Source organism: Sphingomonas sp. SORGH_AS_0870 (assembly GCF_031453175.1).
GTDB lineage: Bacteria > Pseudomonadota > Alphaproteobacteria > Sphingomonadales > Sphingomonadaceae > Sphingomonas.
In genome coordinates this window covers 1469239-1487744 of record NZ_JAVIYW010000002.1, presented here as the reverse complement: position 1 = coordinate 1487744, position 18506 = coordinate 1469239, and the positions used below count along the sequence as shown (strand labels likewise).

19 protein-coding genes are annotated in these 18506 nt (G+C 68.2%); 13 read left to right on the top strand and 6 right to left on the bottom strand.

Translation table 11 applies throughout. The annotated features are described in order from the left end of the window. Positions 1-26: 26 nt before the first annotated feature. Genes QE363_RS07525 through QE363_RS07500 form a run of 6 tightly spaced genes read left to right on the top strand, consistent with a single transcriptional unit; the run spans position 27 to position 4272 of the window. Positions 27-1106, top strand: a complete 1080-nt coding sequence (locus tag QE363_RS07525; protein ID WP_309693810.1) for a hypothetical protein — start codon at positions 27-29, stop codon at positions 1104-1106. Next, on the top strand, positions 1103-2290 hold the full coding sequence (gene coaBC, locus QE363_RS07520) for a bifunctional phosphopantothenoylcysteine decarboxylase/phosphopantothenate--cysteine ligase CoaBC (RefSeq protein ID WP_309693807.1): 1188 nt from the start codon (positions 1103-1105) through the stop codon (positions 2288-2290). The genes QE363_RS07525 and coaBC overlap by 4 nt, the downstream gene beginning before the upstream one ends. Next, entirely contained in the window at positions 2287-2736 is a 450-nt protein-coding gene (gene dut, locus QE363_RS07515; RefSeq protein WP_309693805.1) for a dUTP diphosphatase, read from the top strand. Before coaBC ends, dut begins: the two co-directional genes overlap by 4 nt. Continuing rightward, complete coding sequence (locus tag QE363_RS07510; protein ID WP_309693802.1) at positions 2733-3170, top strand: hypothetical protein; 438 nt, start codon at positions 2733-2735, stop codon at positions 3168-3170. The genes dut and QE363_RS07510 overlap by 4 nt, the downstream gene beginning before the upstream one ends. Beyond that, positions 3167-3931 carry a molybdopterin-synthase adenylyltransferase MoeB gene (locus QE363_RS07505; RefSeq protein WP_309693800.1) on the top strand — a complete coding sequence of 255 codons (765 nt, stop codon included), beginning with the start codon at positions 3167-3169 and terminating at the stop codon, positions 3929-3931. The genes QE363_RS07510 and QE363_RS07505 overlap by 4 nt, the downstream gene beginning before the upstream one ends. Then, the gene (locus QE363_RS07500; RefSeq protein WP_309693797.1) at positions 3928-4272 is read left to right on the top strand and encodes a hypothetical protein; all 345 of its coding nucleotides are present in this window, start codon (positions 3928-3930) and stop codon (positions 4270-4272) included. Before QE363_RS07505 ends, QE363_RS07500 begins: the two co-directional genes overlap by 4 nt. 138 nt (positions 4273-4410) lie before the next feature. On the opposite strand, the gene galU is transcribed toward QE363_RS07500, so the two are convergent. Beyond that, the gene (gene galU, locus QE363_RS07495) at positions 4411-5271 is read right to left on the bottom strand and encodes a UTP--glucose-1-phosphate uridylyltransferase GalU (protein ID WP_309693795.1); all 861 of its coding nucleotides are present in this window, start codon (positions 5269-5271) and stop codon (positions 4411-4413) included. Positions 5272-5384: 113 nt separating this feature from the next. Here galU and wecB point away from each other — a divergent pair, with 113 nt between their 5' ends. The 5 genes from wecB to QE363_RS07470 all read left to right on the top strand — a co-directional run bounded on the left by wecB (position 5385) and on the right by QE363_RS07470 (position 9995). Further along, on the top strand, positions 5385-6515 hold the full coding sequence (gene wecB, locus QE363_RS07490) for a non-hydrolyzing UDP-N-acetylglucosamine 2-epimerase (RefSeq protein ID WP_309693793.1): 1131 nt from the start codon (positions 5385-5387) through the stop codon (positions 6513-6515). Further along, on the top strand, positions 6499-7767 hold the full coding sequence (gene wecC, locus QE363_RS07485) for a UDP-N-acetyl-D-mannosamine dehydrogenase (protein WP_309693790.1): 1269 nt from the start codon (positions 6499-6501) through the stop codon (positions 7765-7767). Before wecB ends, wecC begins: the two co-directional genes overlap by 17 nt. Before the next feature lie 74 nt (positions 7768-7841). Next, the gene (locus QE363_RS07480; RefSeq protein WP_309693787.1) at positions 7842-8600 is read left to right on the top strand and encodes a metallophosphoesterase family protein; all 759 of its coding nucleotides are present in this window, start codon (positions 7842-7844) and stop codon (positions 8598-8600) included. 195 nt (positions 8601-8795) lie between these two features. After that, on the top strand, positions 8796-9035 hold the full coding sequence (locus QE363_RS07475; protein WP_309693785.1) for a hypothetical protein: 240 nt from the start codon (positions 8796-8798) through the stop codon (positions 9033-9035). A gap of 444 nt (positions 9036-9479) precedes the next feature. Continuing rightward, positions 9480-9995, top strand: coding sequence for a transposase (locus QE363_RS07470; RefSeq protein WP_309690550.1), 516 nt, complete (start codon positions 9480-9482; stop codon positions 9993-9995). 629 nt (positions 9996-10624) lie between these two features. Here QE363_RS07470 and QE363_RS07465 read toward each other — a convergent pair. Beyond that, the gene (locus tag QE363_RS07465; protein WP_309693782.1) at positions 10625-11194 is read right to left on the bottom strand and encodes an FKBP-type peptidyl-prolyl cis-trans isomerase; all 570 of its coding nucleotides are present in this window, start codon (positions 11192-11194) and stop codon (positions 10625-10627) included. A gap of 156 nt (positions 11195-11350) precedes the next feature. After that, positions 11351-11557, bottom strand: a complete 207-nt coding sequence (gene rpsU / locus QE363_RS07460) for a 30S ribosomal protein S21 (RefSeq protein WP_007404630.1) — start codon at positions 11555-11557, stop codon at positions 11351-11353. A 372-nt stretch (positions 11558-11929) separates the two neighbouring features. On the opposite strand from rpsU, the gene cysS reads away from it, so the two are divergent. Continuing rightward, positions 11930-13381 carry a cysteine--tRNA ligase gene (gene cysS / locus QE363_RS07455; protein WP_309693779.1) on the top strand — a complete coding sequence of 484 codons (1452 nt, stop codon included), beginning with the start codon at positions 11930-11932 and terminating at the stop codon, positions 13379-13381. On the opposite strand, the gene QE363_RS07450 is transcribed toward cysS, so the two are convergent. From QE363_RS07450 to QE363_RS07440, 3 genes are all read right to left on the bottom strand, one after another. Next, positions 13367-13711 (bottom strand): hypothetical protein, encoded by a 345-nt coding sequence (locus QE363_RS07450; protein WP_307104047.1) that lies wholly within the window; start codon positions 13709-13711, stop codon positions 13367-13369. The genes cysS and QE363_RS07450 overlap by 15 nt on opposite strands. Before the next feature lie 124 nt (positions 13712-13835). After that, on the bottom strand, positions 13836-15677 hold the full coding sequence (locus QE363_RS07445; RefSeq protein WP_309693774.1) for a methyl-accepting chemotaxis protein: 1842 nt from the start codon (positions 15675-15677) through the stop codon (positions 13836-13838). A 116-nt stretch (positions 15678-15793) separates the two neighbouring features. Next, on the bottom strand, positions 15794-16831 hold the full coding sequence (locus QE363_RS07440; protein WP_309693771.1) for a M48 family metallopeptidase: 1038 nt from the start codon (positions 16829-16831) through the stop codon (positions 15794-15796). Between the two features lie 192 nt (positions 16832-17023). Here QE363_RS07440 and QE363_RS07435 point away from each other — a divergent pair, with 192 nt between their 5' ends. Next, positions 17024-18397, top strand: coding sequence for a class II 3-deoxy-7-phosphoheptulonate synthase (locus QE363_RS07435; protein ID WP_309693768.1), 1374 nt, complete (start codon positions 17024-17026; stop codon positions 18395-18397). The last annotated feature ends 109 nt before the right edge of the window (positions 18398-18506 follow it).

The window sequence follows — 18506 nt, the reverse complement described above, 5'->3', positions numbered from 1 at the left end:
TGCCGGGCAGCGCGCCGCCTGTTCCCGTGCGCCGCCTGTCGCGGCCGCTCTGGCTGGGCCAGCCGGGGCGGATGACGGGCGTGTCGCCCATGGTGGCGCGCGCGGTGCTGGCGCTGCTGATCCTGCTGGTCGCGATCGGCTATGCCACGCAGGGCGCCTTCGAGCCGGTGGCCGAGCGGCTGTCGCCGGTGACCATGGCGATCCTCGACCATATGCGCCACGGCCAGTCCTTCTATCCGGCCGCGCTCGACGCTTTGCGCGAGAATGGCCGGGCGCTTCGCCCCGCGCTGCTGGCGGTCCCGCTGCCCGCGCTGTTCGTCACGCTGGCCGCCCTGCCCCCGCTGGTCTGGCATGCGGGGATGATGATGCTGGGCGTCGGGCTGGTCATGGGGTGGCTGCGGCGGATCGTGCCGGTGCTGGAGGGGCGGATCGCGATCGGGCTGGCGGCGGTCCTGCTGATCGCGGGCTTCTTCCCGCTTCCCAACCTGCCGATGGTGACCACGCCCGAAGGCTGGGCGGGGGTGCTGATCGCGCTGTCGCTGGTCCAGCGGCGGCCCGAGGCGGGCCTGAGCGCGGTGGCGCTGGGGCTGGTCGCGATGATCCTGACCCCGATGGCGCTGCCCTATGCCGTCATCATGCTGGTGCTGGCGGCGCAGGCGGGCGCGCGGCGCGAGGCGATCGGATGGATGACCGCGCTGGCGGTCGCGCTGCTGGTGCTGGCGGCGCATGCGCATGCGCTGCACGGCATGGTGACCGCGATCGACCCGGCGATGGACGGCCCGGTCCATCCGATCGCGCCCGGCACGCTGATCGCGTCGATCGCGGCGGCGCAGCCGGTCGGCGGCCTGCCGATCAGCATGGTCGTACCGCTGGCGGTGCTGGCCGCGCTCGGCTGGGCGCATTGGCGGCAACCCGTGGCGCGGCGGGCGGTCGCGACCATGGCGGTCTATGCGGCGCTGGCGCTGGTGACGGGGTCGCCCGCCATGGTGCTGGGCCTGTCGCCGATCTTCTTCCTCGGCGTCGTCTTCGCCCCCGATGCGGTTCGCGAGCTGATCGCCGCCGCGCGCGACCGGCGACGCATCACCGTGACGCGAGTCGTGCGATGAGCCAAATCCTGTTGATCGTCGGCGGCGGCATCGCCGCGTACAAGGCATGCGAGCTGATCCGCCTGCTCCGCCGGAGCGGGCATGGCGTGCGCTGTGTCCTGACCGAGGGGGGCAGCCATTTCGTCACCCCGATGACGCTGGCCGCGCTGTCGGAGAATCAGGTCTTCACCACCCTGTGGGACCTGAAGGACGAAGCGGAGATGGGGCATATCCAGCTCAGCCGCCAGGCCGACCTGATCGTCGTCGCGCCCGCCACCGCCGACCTGATGGCGCGGATGGCGGGCGGCCATGCCGATGATCTGGCGACGACGTTGCTGCTCGCCACCGATACGCCGGTGCTGGTCGCGCCCGCGATGAACGTCCGCATGTGGCAGCACCCCGCGACGCAGCGCAACGTCGCGCGGCTGCGCGCGGACGGGCTGACCGTCATGGCCCCCGACGAAGGCGCCATGGCCTGTGGCGAGTTCGGCCCCGGCCGCCTGCCCGAGCCGCCCGCCATCCTGGCCGCGATCGAGGCCGCGCTGGCTCCCAAGGCCGGTCCCCTGACCGGCCGCCATATCCTCGTCACCGCCGGGCCGACGCATGAGCCGATCGACCCCGTCCGCTATATCGCCAACCGCTCCTCGGGGCGGCAGGGTTTCGCCATGGCCGAGGCGCTCGCCCGGCTGGGTGCGCGCGTGACCCTGGTCGCGGGGCCGGTGACGCTGCCGACGCCTGCGGGGGTAGACCGGATCGATGTCGAGACCGCGCGCCAGATGGCCGACGCCGTCGCGGCCGCGCTGCCCGCCGATGCCGCGGTGATGGTCGCCGCGGTCGCCGACTGGCGGGTCGAGGCGGCCGGGCAGAAGGTCAAGAAGGACGGCGGCGCGACCCCCGCCCTGACGCTGGTCGAAAATCCCGACATATTGGCAAGCGTCGCCACCGCGCCGAACCGCCCCGCGCTGGTCGTCGGCTTCGCTGCCGAGACCGAGCATGTGATCGACCATGCCGTCGCCAAGCGCGCCCGCAAGCGCGCCGACTGGATCGTCGCCAATGACGTATCCTCGGACGTGTTCGGGGGCGACGCGAACAGCATCCACCTGGTCACCGCCGACGGCGTCGAGAGCTGGGACCGGATGGGCAAGGACGCCGTCGCCAGGGGGCTCGCGCAACGCATTGCCGATGCGCTACAAGCGCGGTCATGACGCTTGCACCCATTTCGATTGCTCTCAAACGCTTGCCCCATGGCGAGGGGCTTCCCCTGCCCGGCTATGCCACGCCCGGCGCGGCCGGGATGGACGTGGTCGCGGCCGAGACGCTGACGCTGGAGCCCGGTCGGCGCGCCGCCGTCGCGACCGGCTTCGCCATCGCCATCCCGCCGGGTTACGAGGTGCAGGTGCGCCCCCGCTCGGGCCTGGCGCTCAAGCATGGCATCACCTGTCTCAACACCCCCGGCACCATCGACGAGGATTATCGCGGCGAGGTGAAGGTGATCCTCGCCAATCTGGGCGACGAGCCCTTTGCGGTGGTGCGCGGCGAGCGGATCGCGCAGCTGGTCCCCGCCCCCGTCCAGCGCGCCGTGCTGGCCGAGGTCGACGAACTGGATGCGACCGAGCGCGGGAGCGGCGGTTTCGGATCGACCGGCCGATGATCGCGCTCGCCACCCTGTTCGCGCTCCAGACCGTGTCGGTCGCGCCGCAGGTGACGGTGCCCCAGCCCCCGCCCCCGGCGGCGGCACCCTCTGCCAGCGAGCCGCCGCACGACTGGACCACGCTTCCCACCCTCACCCTGCCGCCCGCCGGACCGGATATGGTCCGCTTCGTCCGCGCCGAGGTCCAGGCCGGGCGTTGCCCGCGCGACCGCGTAACCGAGGAGGGGCAGGTGGTGCTGGTCGTGCCGATGGCGGTCTGGCTCAACGCCGATGGCAGCGCGCAGAGCGTGGTGCCGTTGGCCATCGGCTGCCCCACGGTCGAGCAATATAGCGCGGGCGTGGCACAGCGGATGATCCGGCAAATGCCGTACCGCCCGATGCGCCAGGGCGACCGCTGGTATCGGACCGTCATCACCTATACATGGCCGGGATGATCCTGACCGACGACGAACTGGCCCGCTATGCCCGTCACATCGTGCTGCGCGAATTTGGCGGCGGGGGCCAGCTCCGGCTGAAACAGGCGCGGGTCGCGGTGATCGGCGCGGGCGGGATCGGCTCACCCGCCATCCAGTATCTCGCCGCCGCCGGGGTCGGCTCGCTGGTCCTGATCGATGACGATGTCGTCGAGCCGTCCAATCTGCAACGCCAGACGATCTTCACGACAGAGGATCGCGGCACGCCCAAGGTGGAGGCCGCCGCCCGCTTCGCGCGCCGCCTGAACCCGCATGTCGCGGTGGACACGCACCGCGCGCGGGTGATGCCCGACACCGTGCTGTCGCTGATCGACGGCGCCGATGTCGTGCTCGACGGATGCGACAATTTCGCCACCCGGCTGACGGTGGCCGACGCCGCGCTGTCGCGGCGCATCCCCCTGGTCTCGGCGGCGGTCGGGCAGTTTGAGGGTCAGCTGGCGACCTATCGCGGCTGGGAAGCCGACAAGCCCTGTTATCGCTGCTTCGTCGGCGACGCGGTCGATCAGGCCGGGCTGACCTGCGCCGATGACGGTGTGCTGGGGCCGGTGACGGGCATCATGGGCAGCCTGGCCGCGCTGGAGGTGTTGCGCGCCATCGCCCCCTTCGGCCGAGACAGCGCGGGGAGCGTGCTGATCGCCGATCTCCTGTCGCTGCGCTTCCGCACGCTCGCTTTGCCCAAGGACCCCGGCTGCCGCTGCGCCGGCGTGGCGGCGGCGGCATGAGCGGGACTCCCCGGCCGCCCTCGGGCTGGCTCGACTGGACGGGGGACAAGGGGTGGATCGGCCAGGTCACCGGCCTGCCCGACAGCACGCTGCACGTTCATGCGGGCATGGCGATCCTGGTGCTGGCCGCGCTGGTGATGCGGCGCAAGCCCTGGGACTGGCGGTGCTGGCTGACCGTGCTGGCGATCGAGACGGTCAACGAAGCCTATGACCTGCTCCAGCCCTTCTACCCCACCGACGAGGGCAATCTGGCCGCCAGCTGGTCGGACATGTGGGCGACGATGCTGTGGCCGACGGTGATCCTGCTGACCTTCGCCTGGCTGTCGCGGCGAGGGCGATGAACGACCTGTCCGGGACGGCAAAGCTCCGCCACCATCGCTGACGCGATGGTCCCCCTCCCCAGTCGGCGCTCGAGGAGGGAATGAAAAAGGGGCGGCGGCCTCTCGGCCCCGCCCCTTCTCCAAACACCGGGAAGCCGATCAGCCGAGCAGCGTCTTGGCGAACTCGCGCACCGCAGGGCCGATGTCCTCGCGTGCCAGGCCCAGCGCCAGGTTGGCGGTCAGCCAGCCCGCCTTGTCGCCGCAGTCGTAACGCTGGCCGTCGAAGGTGAAGCCGTGGAACGGCTGGTTGCCGATCAGCTTGGCCATCGCGTCGGTCAGCTGGATCTCGCCGCCCGCGCCCGGCTCCTGCGCGTCGAGGATCTGCATGACCTCGGGCTGGAGGATGTAGCGGCCGGGGATCATCAGGTTCGACGGCGCCTTGCCCTTGGGCTTCTCAACCAGCGCGGTCACTTCGGTCAGGCGACCGTCCTGCTTGCCGGGCGAGATGATGCCGTATTTGTCGGTCTCGCTGTCGGGCACTTCCAGCGCGCCGATGACGTTGCCGCCGACCCTGTCATAGGCTTCGACCATTTGCTTCATGAAGCCGCCGACCATCAGTTCGTCGGGCAGCAGCACCGCGAACGGCTCGTCGCCGACGATCTCGCGCGCGCACCACACGGCATGGCCCAGGCCCAGCGGCTCCTGCTGGCGGACATAGACGGGGCTGCCCGGCTTCTGGCGGATGCCCTCGATCACGGCGAGCGACTTGCCGCGCGCCTTCATCGTGGCTTCCAGTTCGTAGGAGATATCGAAATGATCCTCCAGCGCGCCCTTGCCCCGACCGGTGACGAAGATGATCTGCTCGATCCCCGCTTCCAGCGCTTCCTCGACCGCATATTGGATCAGCGGCTTGTCGACGACGGTCAGCATTTCCTTGGGCATCGACTTGGTCGCCGGCAGGAACCGCGTACCGAGCCCGGCCACCGGGAAAACCGCTTTGCGAACTTTCTTGATCGTCATGAAACCTCCCTGGGACGAAGCGGCCCTATCTGCATCATGCACTGCAACAAAGTGCCGTGATGACAAAACGCGATTAGGGTGTCTTTAAATGCGACAAGCTACAGGTAAACCGCATGAATCGGGCCCCCATCCTCGTCGTCTTCGGCACAAGACCCGAAGCGATCAAATTGTTTCCCGTGATCCGGGCCCTGTCGCTGGCGACGGGGCGGCCGGTGCGGACCTGCGTCACCGCGCAGCATCGCGGGATGCTGGACCAGGTGCTGGCGATCGCCGGGCTGACGCCCGACCATGATCTGGACCTGATGGAACCGGACCAGTCGCTCGATCGACTGACCGCGCGGCTGCTGACCGGGCTAGGCGAGGTGATGGACCGCGAGGCCCCCGCGATGGTCGTCGTGCAGGGCGATACCGCCACCGCCATGGCGGGCGCGCTGGCCGCCTATTACCGCAAGGTGCCGGTCGCGCATGTCGAGGCCGGACTGCGTTCGGGCGACATCTATCAACCCTGGCCGGAGGAAGTGAACCGGCGGATGATCGCCCCGATCGCCGCGCTTCACTTCGCCCCGACCGAAACCGCCGCCGCCGCGCTGCGGGCCGAGGGGATCGCCGCCGAGCGCGTGCATGTCACCGGCAACAGCGTGATCGATGCGCTGCACTGGACCCGCTCGCGCATCGCCGCCGAGCCTGCGCTGGCCGCCGATCTTGATCCGGTGCTGGCGCGGATGGCGGGGCGGCGGATCGTCCTGGTCACGACCCATCGGCGGGAGAATTTCGGCGACGGCATGGCCGCCATCGCCCGTGCGCTGCGCCGGATCGCCGCGCGGGCGGATGTCGGCATCCTCTTTCCCGTCCATCCCAATCCGCAGGTCGCCAGCGTGATGGACCGCGAGCTGGGCGATCACCCCGGCATCGCGCGCATCGCGCCGCTCGACTATCCGCATTTCGTCCGGGCGCTGGACGCCGCGCATATCGTCCTGACCGATTCGGGCGGCGTGCAAGAGGAAGCCCCCGCGCTCGGCAAGCCGGTGCTCGTCATGCGCGAGACGACCGAGCGGCCCGAGGGCGTCGCGGCTGGCACCGCACGGCTGGTCGGCACCGACGAGGACCGGATCGTCGCCGAACTGTTCGCGCTGCTCGACCAGCCCGACCGCTATGCCGCGATGGCGCGCGCCCACAACCCCTTCGGCGACGGCGACAGCGCCGACCGGATCAGCAGGATCATCACACATGCCCTTGGACACTGAATTTGCGGTCACGGTCATGGGGCTGGGCTATATCGGCCTGCCCACCGCCGCGATCATCGCGCGCACCGGCGCGATCGTGACCGGCGTCGACGTCACGCCTTCGGTCGTGGAGACGATCAATTCGGGCCGCGTGCATATCGAGGAGGTCGATCTCGACGGTCTCGTCTCGGGCGTGGTGTCGCGCGGATTGCTCAGGGCGGCGTTGACGGTCGCGCCCGCCGACGTATTCGTCATCGCGGTGCCGACGCCCTTTACCGAGGCGCGGCAGCCCGACATCACCTATGTCCTCGACGCCGCGCGCGCGGTCACGCCGGTGCTGAAGACCGGCGACACGGTGATCCTCGAATCGACCTCGCCCGTCGGCACGACCGAGCAGGTGCGCGACCTGATCGCCACCCTGCGCCCCGACCTGAAGATGCCGGGGCTGGCGCGTGCGGGCGAGCAGGCCGATCTCGCCATCGCCTATTGCCCCGAACGCGTCCTGCCGGGGCGCATCCTGGTCGAGCTGATCGACAATGACCGGGTGATCGGCGGCATCACCCCGCGCTGCGCGCGCAAGGCGCTGGCCTTTTACCGGCGCTTCGTGCGCGGCGCCTGCGTCACCACGACCGCGCGCGCGGCGGAGATGACCAAGCTCACCGAAAACGCGTTCCGCGACGTCAACATCGCCTTCGCCAACGAACTCAGCCTGGTCGCCGACACGCTGGGCGTCGATGTGTGGGAGGTGATCCGCCTCGCCAACCGCCATCCGCGCGTCAACATCCTGTCGCCCGGCCCCGGCGTCGGCGGGCATTGCATCGCGGTCGACCCCTGGTTCCTGGTCGCCGCCGATCCGCAGAACACACCGCTGATCCGCACCGCGCGCGAAGTGAATGACGGCAAGACCGCGCATATCATCGCCCGCGCCAGCGCGATGATCGAGGCGCAGGGACCGGACCGCCCGGTCGCCTGTCTCGGCCTCGCCTTCAAGGCGAATATCGACGATTTCCGCGAAAGCCCCGCGCTGAAGGTCGCCGCCGCCCTGGCCCGACGCTTCGGCGCGCGAATCCGGATCGTCGAGCCCTATGCCCGGTCGCTGCCCTCCGGCTTCGACGGGACCGGCGCCACCCTGATCGACATCGACACCGCGCTGGAAACTTGCGACGCCATGGTCGTTCTGGTCGATCACGACATCTTCCGATCGGTTCCCCTGGAAGAGCGACGCGGCAAGACGGTGCTGGATACGCGCGGGCTGTGGCCCGACCAGGCCTGAGACCGCGCTTCGCGTTTGCGTGGGGGGCCGGGGGAGATTAAGGACAACCGCCTGTTGCGGATTTAAAGCCACCCATGCTTGCCAAATTATTGAATCTGCGCAAACGCGCGCCCGAGTTCGTGCCCTTCATGCAGCCTGGCCTTCGGGTCTATGCGATCGGTGACATTCACGGTCGGCTCGACCTGCTCGACACGCTGCTGGCACGGATCGAGGCCGATGACGCGGCGCGCGGTCCGGCCGAGCGGCATATCATCTTTCTCGGCGACCTGATCGACCGTGGCCCCCATTCCGCCGGGGTGCTGGAGCGGGTGCGCGGACTGTGCGCGGCCGACCACCGGGTGCATTGCCTGATGGGCAATCACGAGGAGATCCTGATTCGCGCGCTCCAGGGCGAGGACAAGGCGCTCCGTCTGTTCTGCCGCGTCGGCGGGCGGGAGACGATGCTGAGCTATGGCGTGACGGCCGAGGACTATGAACGGCTCGATTATGCCGAGGTCGCCGAGCGGTTGAAGGCCGTCATTCCCGCGACACATCGCGAGTTCCTGAGCGATCTGAAAGAGATCATGGTGCTGGGCGATTATGCGTTCGTCCATGCGGGCGTCAGGCCGGGTATCGCCATCGCCGACCAGAAGCTGGCCGAGACCCGCTGGATCCGCGATCCCTTTCTCGACCATCGCGGCGTGCTGGAGAAGGTCGTGGTGCATGGCCATACCGTCGCGGACGAGGTGGAAATCCTGCCGCATCGCATCGGCATAGACACCGGCGCCTACCAGACCGATCGCCTGTCCGCGCTGATGCTGGAAGACGGCATCCAGGAGATTTTCACCACTTAACGCCACTTTACCGAGGCGAAACGTTTGCCGGGGCATTCCGTTTACCGGCGAAGCACAGTATAGCCACGAGGCGGAGAAGCAATGTTGCAATGCCGCACCAGTGCGGGAGCATAACTGTCCCGCACTCGTTGGTGGGGTTGCCATGATACGGCTGCCGTGTCATGAGCCCACCGACATTTATCAAGGGAGTTTAACATGCGTCTTGGGAAGTTTCTCGTCGCCGCCGCCGCCGTTTCGATGACCGTTGCTCCGGCGATGGCCGCGAACCCGGCTGCCAGCCTCTCGGTTTCGAAGTCGGTTCGCGCTTCGGCTCCGGCTGCCAAGAAGAACGGCCTGGCCGGTGGTGGCGTTCTCGTTGCGGTTCTGGCAGCGGCTGCCGTCGTTGCCGGCATCGTGGTTGTCGCGGATTCGGACGATTCGGCCGACAGCAAGTAAGCTGCTTCAGCTTCATGACTGAAAGAAATAGCGGCCTTCGGGCCGCTATTTTTTTGCCTGATTTCCGGGGCTCGCTGAATTATGGCGCTTGAGTTGCCCGCAGGCGTCAAGCAGCGATCCATCTGGAATCATTTAACGCTGGGCACTTCCTCTTGGGCGAAACCGCTAAACCGGGCTTAGCGGCCTGCACCGCCATAAATGGGGATCGGCGCAAGACAGCCCCCCCTGCCTGATGCGACGGTGGTATGAAGGTGTTGCGGAAGGGAGCCCTCCCCCCCCCCCCTGTCTGATGTGATGCTGGTATGAAGGTGTTGCGGAAGGGAGCCCGTCCCCCCCGAGGGTCTGGAGCCCGATAGGGAGCAAGGGTCCCTTCCGCGTTGGTCACAACCCTGAACCGTTGCTTGGGACTGCTGATCCCGCACGACATGGACAGGAGCCTATACCATGCCACAAGCCGTCATCGGCTGCGACCTTTCGCGTGCTCTCATCGACATTTGCGAGCTGCCATCCGGCCGGATCGGGCAGATCGCCAATACACCGGATGCCATCGACGCCTGGCTCGACACGCTCGACCATGATGTCCGTGTCGTCTTCGAAGCCACCAGCGGCTGCGGCGGCGACCTGATCGCCGCGCTGGCGACCCGCAGCCATCCCTTCTCGCGCGTCAATCCGCGTCAGGCGCGCGAGTTCGCCAGAGCCACCGGCACGCTCGCCAAGACCGACCGCGTCGATGCCCGGGTGCTCGCGCAGATGGGCGCGGCGCTCGACCTGCCGGCTACCATCCCGCTCAGCCCGACGCGTTCTCGCCTAGCCGATTTCGTACGCCGTCGCAGGCAGTTGGTCGACATGCGAAAAGCCGAAAAGCTGCATCGCCACAGCACAGGTCAGCCCGATATCGCGCAAGCCATCGAGGCCATGATCGACCTGCTCGGCCAGCAGATTGCCGAGCTCGACCGATAGATCGCAGGCTTCATCGCCCAAGATCACGCCCTGTCCGAACAGGCCCGGCTGCTAACGGCCGTTCCCAGCATCGGGCCCACCGTCCTCGCCACCCTGCTCGGCGAACTTCCCGAACTCGGCACGCTGTGCCGCCGCAAGATCGCCTCGCTCGCAGGCCTTGCCCTCACGCCCGGGAAAGTGGCACATGGCGCGGTGCCAGACGCATATGGGGTGGGCGGCGCAAGGTCCGCGAAGCCCTCTACATCACCGCCCTCAATGCCTCACGGCGTATTCCCGTCCTCACCGCCATGCGCGACAGGATGCACGCCAAGGGCAAGGCGCCAAAGACCATCCTTATCGCCGTCGCACGGCAACTCCTCGTCATCCTCAACGCCATGATCCGCAAGCGACAGCCTATCGCTCTCGCAGGAACATCACAGTTGCCCCCTGGCCCTCGACTTCGCTTGGGCCGAACGGCGAAAGCAGCTTTGTGGTGATCCGCTTCCCCTCACCCTCCTGATGGAAAACTCGCAAAAGGGCGGCGTCGAACGGCTACAATCCCACCCTGCAGACAAACGAAATCGCCGGAGTCCATGGGACCCCGGCGACTATTTTCGATCGGCAGGAGGGTCGCTCGTGCGACCGACCGGTCAGCGCGGCGAGGGCGCGCCGGGGACGCCGCCGGGCATCGCCCCGGGCGCGCCGCCCATCATCGACTGCTGGGCCTGCATCTGGCGCAGGACCGATTCGGGGATGAAGTCGATCAGATCGACATCGAACACCAGCGTCGAATTCGCCGGAATTGCACCGTTCGCGCGGTCGCCATAGCCCAGCTTGGCGGGCAGCCAGAAGCGATACTTCGCGCCCTTCGGCATCAGCTTGAGCGCCTCGGCAAAGCCCGGCAGGACACCCGAAAGCGGCATCGGGGCCGGCTGCTGCGACTTGTCGAAGACGGTGCCGTCGATCAGACGACCGGTATAGTTGATCAGCGCCACGTCGCTGGCGGTCGGATGCGCACCGCCATTGCCGGGCACCAGCACCTTGTACTGCAGGCCCGAAGCGGTCGTCTCGACACCCGGTCCACGCGCCTCGCGCAGGAGCGCAGCATCGCCCTGGCGCGCCAGCAAGGCCGCCACCACGATCGCGGCAGCCACCGCGACCCATATCCAGACCAGATAGGCACGCCGGACGGGACGAAGGGGAACAGCGGTTACGGACATGCCTGTTTCTCGCTCTGTGCGTTGGCGTTCGTAGTACGCATCAAGGATGCGACGCGCGAAGCGCGAATCGATTCGTCCAGGCGAATCGATGGCCGGTGGGACCGTTCCCCACCCCAGGCCGCTCGGAGCGACGGGGCGGGGACGATCCGCCGGATATTACCGGGCGCCGTCGCGCTCGGCGCGCTTGCGCTCCAGCTTGCGCGCACGACGAACCGCCGCCGCACGCTCACGAGCGCGCTTTTCCGACGGCTTCTCGTAGTGGCGACGGAGCTTCATCTCGCGATACACGCCTTCCCGCTGCAGCTTCTTCTTGAGCGCGCGGAGGGCCTGATCCACATTGTTGTCGCGAACGATGATCTGCATAAAAACGAATTGCTCCGGCAAAACAGGATAAAGCGGCCACAGAACAACTGTAGCCGCATCGTTGGGCGCTCCTAGCAGGGGAGTCTGTCCAATACAACCCGTCGGTGCGGATTTCGCCCCGTCCGCCAAGGCGACATGAACCATAATGTCATGTGCCAGCCATGCCGACGTGATGTCGCCACCGCTATCACGCCGTTCGTCCGGTTTCATCCCCGTGTACCGGACACCCCTGTATGACATGTCGGCTCATTCCCCCGAGTGACCGGCATCATGACGCGGCGCCTCCCCTGTCGCTGCGTTTGCCCCGGTCCGAACTCCCGTCGGACCGGGGCCCCCTTTCGGGGGACAGGCGACATGGCTAAGGCAGGCCGCATGACCGCGCCCGACCTTTCCAATCCGCTGATCCTCTACAACAGCCTGACCCGCGCGCCCGAGACGTTCCGGCCGATCGATCCGGCCAATGTCCGCGTCTATTCCTGCGGGCCGACCGTCTATAACTATGCGCATATCGGCAATCTGCGCGCCTATGTCTTCACCGACACCCTGGCGCGCGTGCTGCGCTGGAAGGGTTGGCCGCTGACCCATATCATCAACATCACCGATGTCGGCCACCTGACCTCCGACGCCGATGCGGGCGACGACAAGATGGAGGCCGCCGCGAAGAAGAGCGGCCAGGACATCTGGGCGATCGCCGCGCATTACACCCGGACCTTCAAGCAGAATCTGAAGGATCTGGGCATCGCCGAGCCGACCCGCTTCCCGCTGGCGACCGATCACGTGCCCCAGATGATCGCGTTCGCCAAGGCGATCGAGGCCAAGCATTGCTATCGCCTGCCCGACGGGCTGTATTTCGACGTGACGACGGTGCCCGATTATGGCCGCCTCGCCCGCCATCAGGACGATGAGGGCGAAAGCCGGATCGATCCCGTCGCGGGCAAGCGCCATCCGGCCGACTTCGCGATCTGGCGCGCCTCGGCGCCCGGCGAGAATCGCCAGATGGAATGGGACAGCCCCTGGGGCCGTGGCGCGCCGGGCTGGCATCTGGAATGCTCGGTGATGAGCAAGCAATATCTGGGCGCGCAGTTCGACATCCATACCGGCGGCATCGACCACCGCGAAATCCACCATCCCAACGAGATCGCGCAGAATCAGGCGCACAGCTGCACCGCTGACAGTGGCGCCAATATCTGGATGCACAACAACTTCCTGGTCGACCGCACCGGCAAGATGTCCAAGTCCTCGGGCGAGTTCCTGACGCTCCAGGCGCTGGTCGATCGGGGCTTCCACCCCCTCGCCTATCGGCTGATGTGCCTGCAGGCGCAGTATCGTTCGGAAATGGAGTTCGGCTGGGACGGCCTCGCCGCCGCGCAGGTGCGACTGAAGCGGCTGGTCCAGACGGTCGAGGGGCTGCGCATGCGGGCCGATGCGCCCGCCAAGGGCGATGCGGCGGCCTATCGCGAGCGGCTGGACGCCGCGCTGTCGGACGATCTCGCGACGCCGCGCGCGCTGCCCGTGCTCGACGAGATGCTGGCCGACAAGAAGCTGTCGCCCGGCGTGCGGCTGGCTGCGCTCGCCGATTTCGACGCGACGCTGGGGCTGCAACTCGCGACGCTGACCCGCGCCGACCTGCGCACCCGGCCCAAGGCGGCCACGCTGGACGAAGCGGGGATCGAGGCACAGCTGGCCGAGCGACGCGCGGCGCGGGCGGACAAGGACTTTGCCCGGTCGGATGCGATCCGCGACACGCTGCTCGCCGCCGGGGTCGAGGTGATGGACGGCGATCCGCTGGGCTGGGACTGGAAGCCGGTGCTACCGGCCGCCTGATCCCCGGCGCCAGCCGCCATAGCCGCCGCGCGGCGACCGCAGGCGCAGGCCGATGAACAGCACGGTGGGCCAGAACATTGTATTGGCGATGTCGCCCAGCGTGTCGGCCCAGCGCCACGACCCGTAGTGCAGCCGGTCGAGGACCTCGTTGCCCGCCTCGGCCAGCGCGACGCAGAGCAGCGGGATCGGGGTCGCCAGCGACTTGCGGGTCAGGATGCGGGCGAGGAACAGCACCGCCATGCCCGCATGGACGTGCAGCAGGCTGTCGGCCATGCCGGTTCCGTCGCCGACCCATTGGATGAAGGCGGCATAGCGTGCGGGAATATCCATGGCGGCCGCTTGCCCGGCCCGGACAGGGGTGACAAGCCCCCTTGCTCCGAATGCGAAAGGCCCGCCACCCCGACGACCGGGATGGCGGGCCTTTTATCGACCGCTCAACGGGATAGGACGCCGATCAGAAGCTGCTCCAATCGTCATCGTCCTGCCTGACCGCCAGATTGCCTTGGGAGGGCACCGGCGCGGCCATGCGGCGCGGCGCGGGCGATACCGCCGCCGGCCGCCGGATCGCGACGACGGGCGCGGCGGGCTGGGGCAAGCCGCCCTCGATCCGGAAGCGGCCGATCTGCTCCTCCAGCGCCTGGGTCTCGGCGGACAGCGCCCGGACGGCGGCCGTCACCTCCTCGACCATGGCGGCATTGGCCTGGGTCACACCGTCCATGTCGTTGATCGCCAGATTGACCTGCTGAATGCTGGTCGCCTGCTCGGACGCCCCGCCCGCGATCGATTCGACCAGTCCGGCGATGTCCTGCATCCCGGTCGCGATCAGGCGCAGCGAATCGTCGGTCTTGTTGGCCAGTTCCACGCCGCTGCGCACCCGGTCGACCGTGGTGGTGATCCGCGCGCTGATGTCGCGCGCCGCCTCCGCCGAGCGTTCGGCCAGCGCGCGCACTTCGGAGGCGACCACCGCAAAGCCCTTGCCCGCGTCACCCGCCCGCGCTGCCTCGACGCCCGCGTTCAGCGCGAGCAAATTGGTCTGGAAGGCCAGGCCGTCGATCACCGCGATGATCTCGGCGATCTCGCTCGACGAACGCTCGATGTCGCCGATCGCCGACACGGTGCGGCGGACGATCTCCTCACTGTTGCCGACGTCGCTGCTCGCCTTGCGGACGATCGTCTGCGCCGATTGCGCCTTGGCCGCGGCGGCGGTGACCGACTGGGCGATCTCGTTCATCGCGGCCGAGGTCTCCTCGATGCTGGCCGCCTGCTGCTCGGCGCGGCGGGCCAGATCGTCGGCGGCCTGGTTCATCTCCACCGTGCCGCTGCTGATCCCGGCCGCATTGACCCGTACCGCGCCCAGCGAGCCCGACAGCCGCGACACCGCCATGTTGAAGTCACGCTCGATGGCGGCATAGGAAGGCGGGAAGCCGCTCAGCTTGACCGTCAGGTCCGAACCGGCGAGCTGCTCCAGCGCCTCGCCGATCTGGCTTACCATCTGGTTCTGCTCGGCATCGGCCTGCGCCTTGGCGACGGCGGTGTCGCGGAAGACGACGACGGCGCGCGACATGCTGCCCAGTTCGTCGCCGCGTTCGGCATCGGGAATCCCGATGTCGTTCCGCCCCCGCGCCAGCGCATCCATCACCCCGGTCAGCCGGACGATCGGCCGACCCAGCGCCCGCGACAACAAAATGGCCATCGCGACGGCGACACTGATCATGATCAGGCCGCCGATGGCGAGGCTCCATTGCGCCGTCCGCAGCACGATCTTGCGCTCGTTGCGGACCGCCCCCATCATCTCGACCCTTCGGGCGCGCAGATCACGCAAGGGTTGCAGGATCACCGTGACCCGCGACCGCTCGCTATTGGCACGGAGCCAGGCCTGCGCACCCTCGCGGTCGGTCCGGCTGCGCGCGATCAGCGGGTCGCCGATGTCGCGGCGCCATTCCTCCATCCTGGCATGCGACGCCGCGACCTCGGCGCGCGCCCTGGGGTCATCGACCAGCGCCCTGTCCAGCTCCGCCGCCGCCTGCCTCTCGGCGGCACGTGCCGTATAATATTGCGCCAGATAGGCCTCGTCCCCGGTGATCAGGAAGCCGCGCATCTGGCTGTTCTCGCGCTGGACGCCGCCTTCCATGTCCAGCGTGGTGGTATAGACCGTCTGGGCATGAACGCTTTTTTTCGTCATCCCCTCGATCCGTGCCAATGCCCACCACAAGGTCCCCATCATCGCCAGGACCGACAGGACGACGATGGCGAAGGACAGACCGATTTTCTTCGGTATAGGCATGGAAGAGAGCATGACGAATCCTGGCAGGTCGAAAGCCCCTTCGCTTCCGATTGCCTCCGACTCCTAACCGGTGACTCCAAACAGTTGGTTAAATCGTTACACAAGGAATGGGTTTTGCGGCGGGCCGTTTATTGCAGCGCCGCCCCCGCCCGGTCGATCAGCGCGGGGCGATAGGGAATCGGCGCCCCCGCCGGGATCGCGGCGATCTCGGCCGCCACCGCATCGGCACGCGCCGAGGACGAGGGATGGGTCCGGCTGCGGAACAGGCCGCCATCGACCTCGCCGCCATGCTCGCGCCAGAAGCGCACCGCATCCTGCGGGTCATAGCCCGCATTGCGCATGAGGTGCGCGCCCAGCAGATCGGCCTCGGTCTCGGTCTGGCGGAACAGCCGCCCGTTGCGCCCGAACTCCGACAGCAACCCGCGCTTGACGCCCGCCGCGTCCAGCCGCTCGCGATGGTGCAGGATGTTGTGCGAGAATTCATGCGCGACGACGACCGCGATCATTCGGTCGTCGAACCGCTCGAAGAAGCGCGATCCGATCTGGACGATGTCCCCGTCCGCCGAGGCGGTCAGGTCGGGGCCGATCCTCATCTCGAACCGCGACCGGCAACCCCGCTGCGCGGCCACCGTCACGTCGCGCCGCTCACCATGGCGCAGGATGGTCAGGCGCAGCGGACGATCGGCGGGCTCGGCGGCGATCCGCCGCTGGGCGGCGTCGCGCGTGGCGCTGTTGGCCTGCGTCGCACCGGCCGGATCGACCGCCAGGGGCTGGCCGTCGACCGCCAGGATCGTGTCGTCGGGGGCGATCCCCGCCTTGTCCGCCGCGCTGCCCGGCACCACCGCCTCGACCGCGACCGGCCCCTCGAACCCGAAGGTCGCAGGGAGTTCCTTGCGCAGTGCGGGCTCATATTGGTCGATCGCATGGATGACGAGGCCGGGGGTCGGCGCCGTATCCCGACACAGCGTGACATTGGCGGTCGCCAGCCGCCATGCGATCGTCGCCAGCCGCAGGTCCGCCGCGCGCATCGCATCGAACAGCGCCCGGTCGTCCGTCGCCTCCACCGCAACCGTGGACACGGCGTAGGCCGGCACGGGCGGCGCCACGGCCAGCGATAGAGCGGACAGCGCGACCATGGCGGCCGATGGGAAGAGCGAACGCGACATGGGCCCCTTGCTAATCGCTTCCCCGCCGATCCGCAAAGCCCGCCGCCGCAACCGCCAACGGCTCGGCGCAAAGCCGTATCATGCGCAACAATCGGCGCGACTTGAGGGGCCCAAACGCCAACTTCATTGCGTATCCCCACGATTCGGCGCATGGCGGGCAAATCAACAAAGAAGACGAAAGAGCAGGATATCATGGCCGCGAAATGGGCCCCCGACAGCTGGACGAGCGCCGAAGCCCGCCAGCTTCCCAACTATCCCGACCGCAATGCGCTGGACGCCGCGACCCGTACGCTGGCGACCTATCCCCCGCTGGTCTTTGCGGGCGAGGCGCGCAGCCTGACCGCCGAGCTGGCCGAGGTGGCGGCGGGCCGGGGTTTCCTGCTCCAGGGCGGCGACTGTGCCGAGAGCTTTGCCGAGCATAGCGCGAACAACATCCGCGACACCTTCCGCGTCATCCTCCAGATGGCGGTCGTCCTGACCTTCGCCTCCAAGCTGCCGGTGGTGAAGCTGGGCCGCATGGCGGGCCAGTTCGCCAAGCCGCGCTCGGCCGATACCGAGGTGATCGGCGGGGTCGAACTGCCCAGCTATCGCGGCGACAATGTCAACGACATTGCCTTCACCGCCGAGGCCCGCATACCCGATCCGCAGCGGATGCTGCGCTCCTATGCCCAGTCGGCGGCGACGCTGAACCTGCTGCGCGCGTTCGCGCAGGGCGGCTATGCCAATCTGCACCAGGTGCATCGCTGGACCCATGACTTCATGGGCCGCAGCCCCTGGGCGCAGAAATATGCCGAGACCGCCGACCGCATCGGCGAGGCGCTGGACTTCATGGCGGCGTGCGGCATCGACCCCGCCTCGGTCCCCCAGCTGGCGCAGACCAGCTTCTACACCAGCCACGAGGCGCTGCTGCTCCCCTATGAGCAGGCGCTGACCCGGCAGGATTCGCTGACCGGCGACTGGTACGACACCTCGGCCCACTTCCTGTGGATCGGCGACCGCACCCGCTTCGAGGGCTCGGCGCATGTCGAGTTCCTGCGCGGCATCGACAACCCGATCGGCGTGAAGTGCGGACCCAGCCTGGAGCCCGACGCGCTGCTGCGCATGCTCGACACGCTGAACCCCGGCCGGGTGCCGGGCCGGATGACGCTCATCACCCGCTATGGCCATGACAAGATCGAGGCGCATCTGCCCAGGCTGGTCCGCGCCGTCACGCGCGAGGGCCATCCTGTCGTCTGGTCGTGCGACCCGATGCACGGCAACACGGTCAAGGCCGCGACCGGCTACAAGACCCGCCCCTTCGACCGTATCCTGGCCGAGGTTCGCGGCTTCTTCGCCGTGCACCGTGCCGAGGGGACGCATGCGGGCGGCATCCATGCCGAGATGACCGGCCAGAACGTCACCGAATGCACCGGCGGCGCGATCGACGTCACTGAACAGTCGCTGGCCGACCGCTATCACACGCATTGCGACCCGCGCCTGAATGCGGGCCAGAGCCTGGAGCTGGCCTTCCTGCTGGCCGAGATGCTCAACGAGGAAATGGCCGAACGCCGCAAGGCCGCCGCCTGACCGGTATGCGGGGCGGGGAAGCCGCAAGGCTCCCCGCCCCGATCTTATCCACAGTTTCCGTACACCGTCCGCTTGACGCCCCGCCCCACCCCCGCTAATTGCGCCCCTC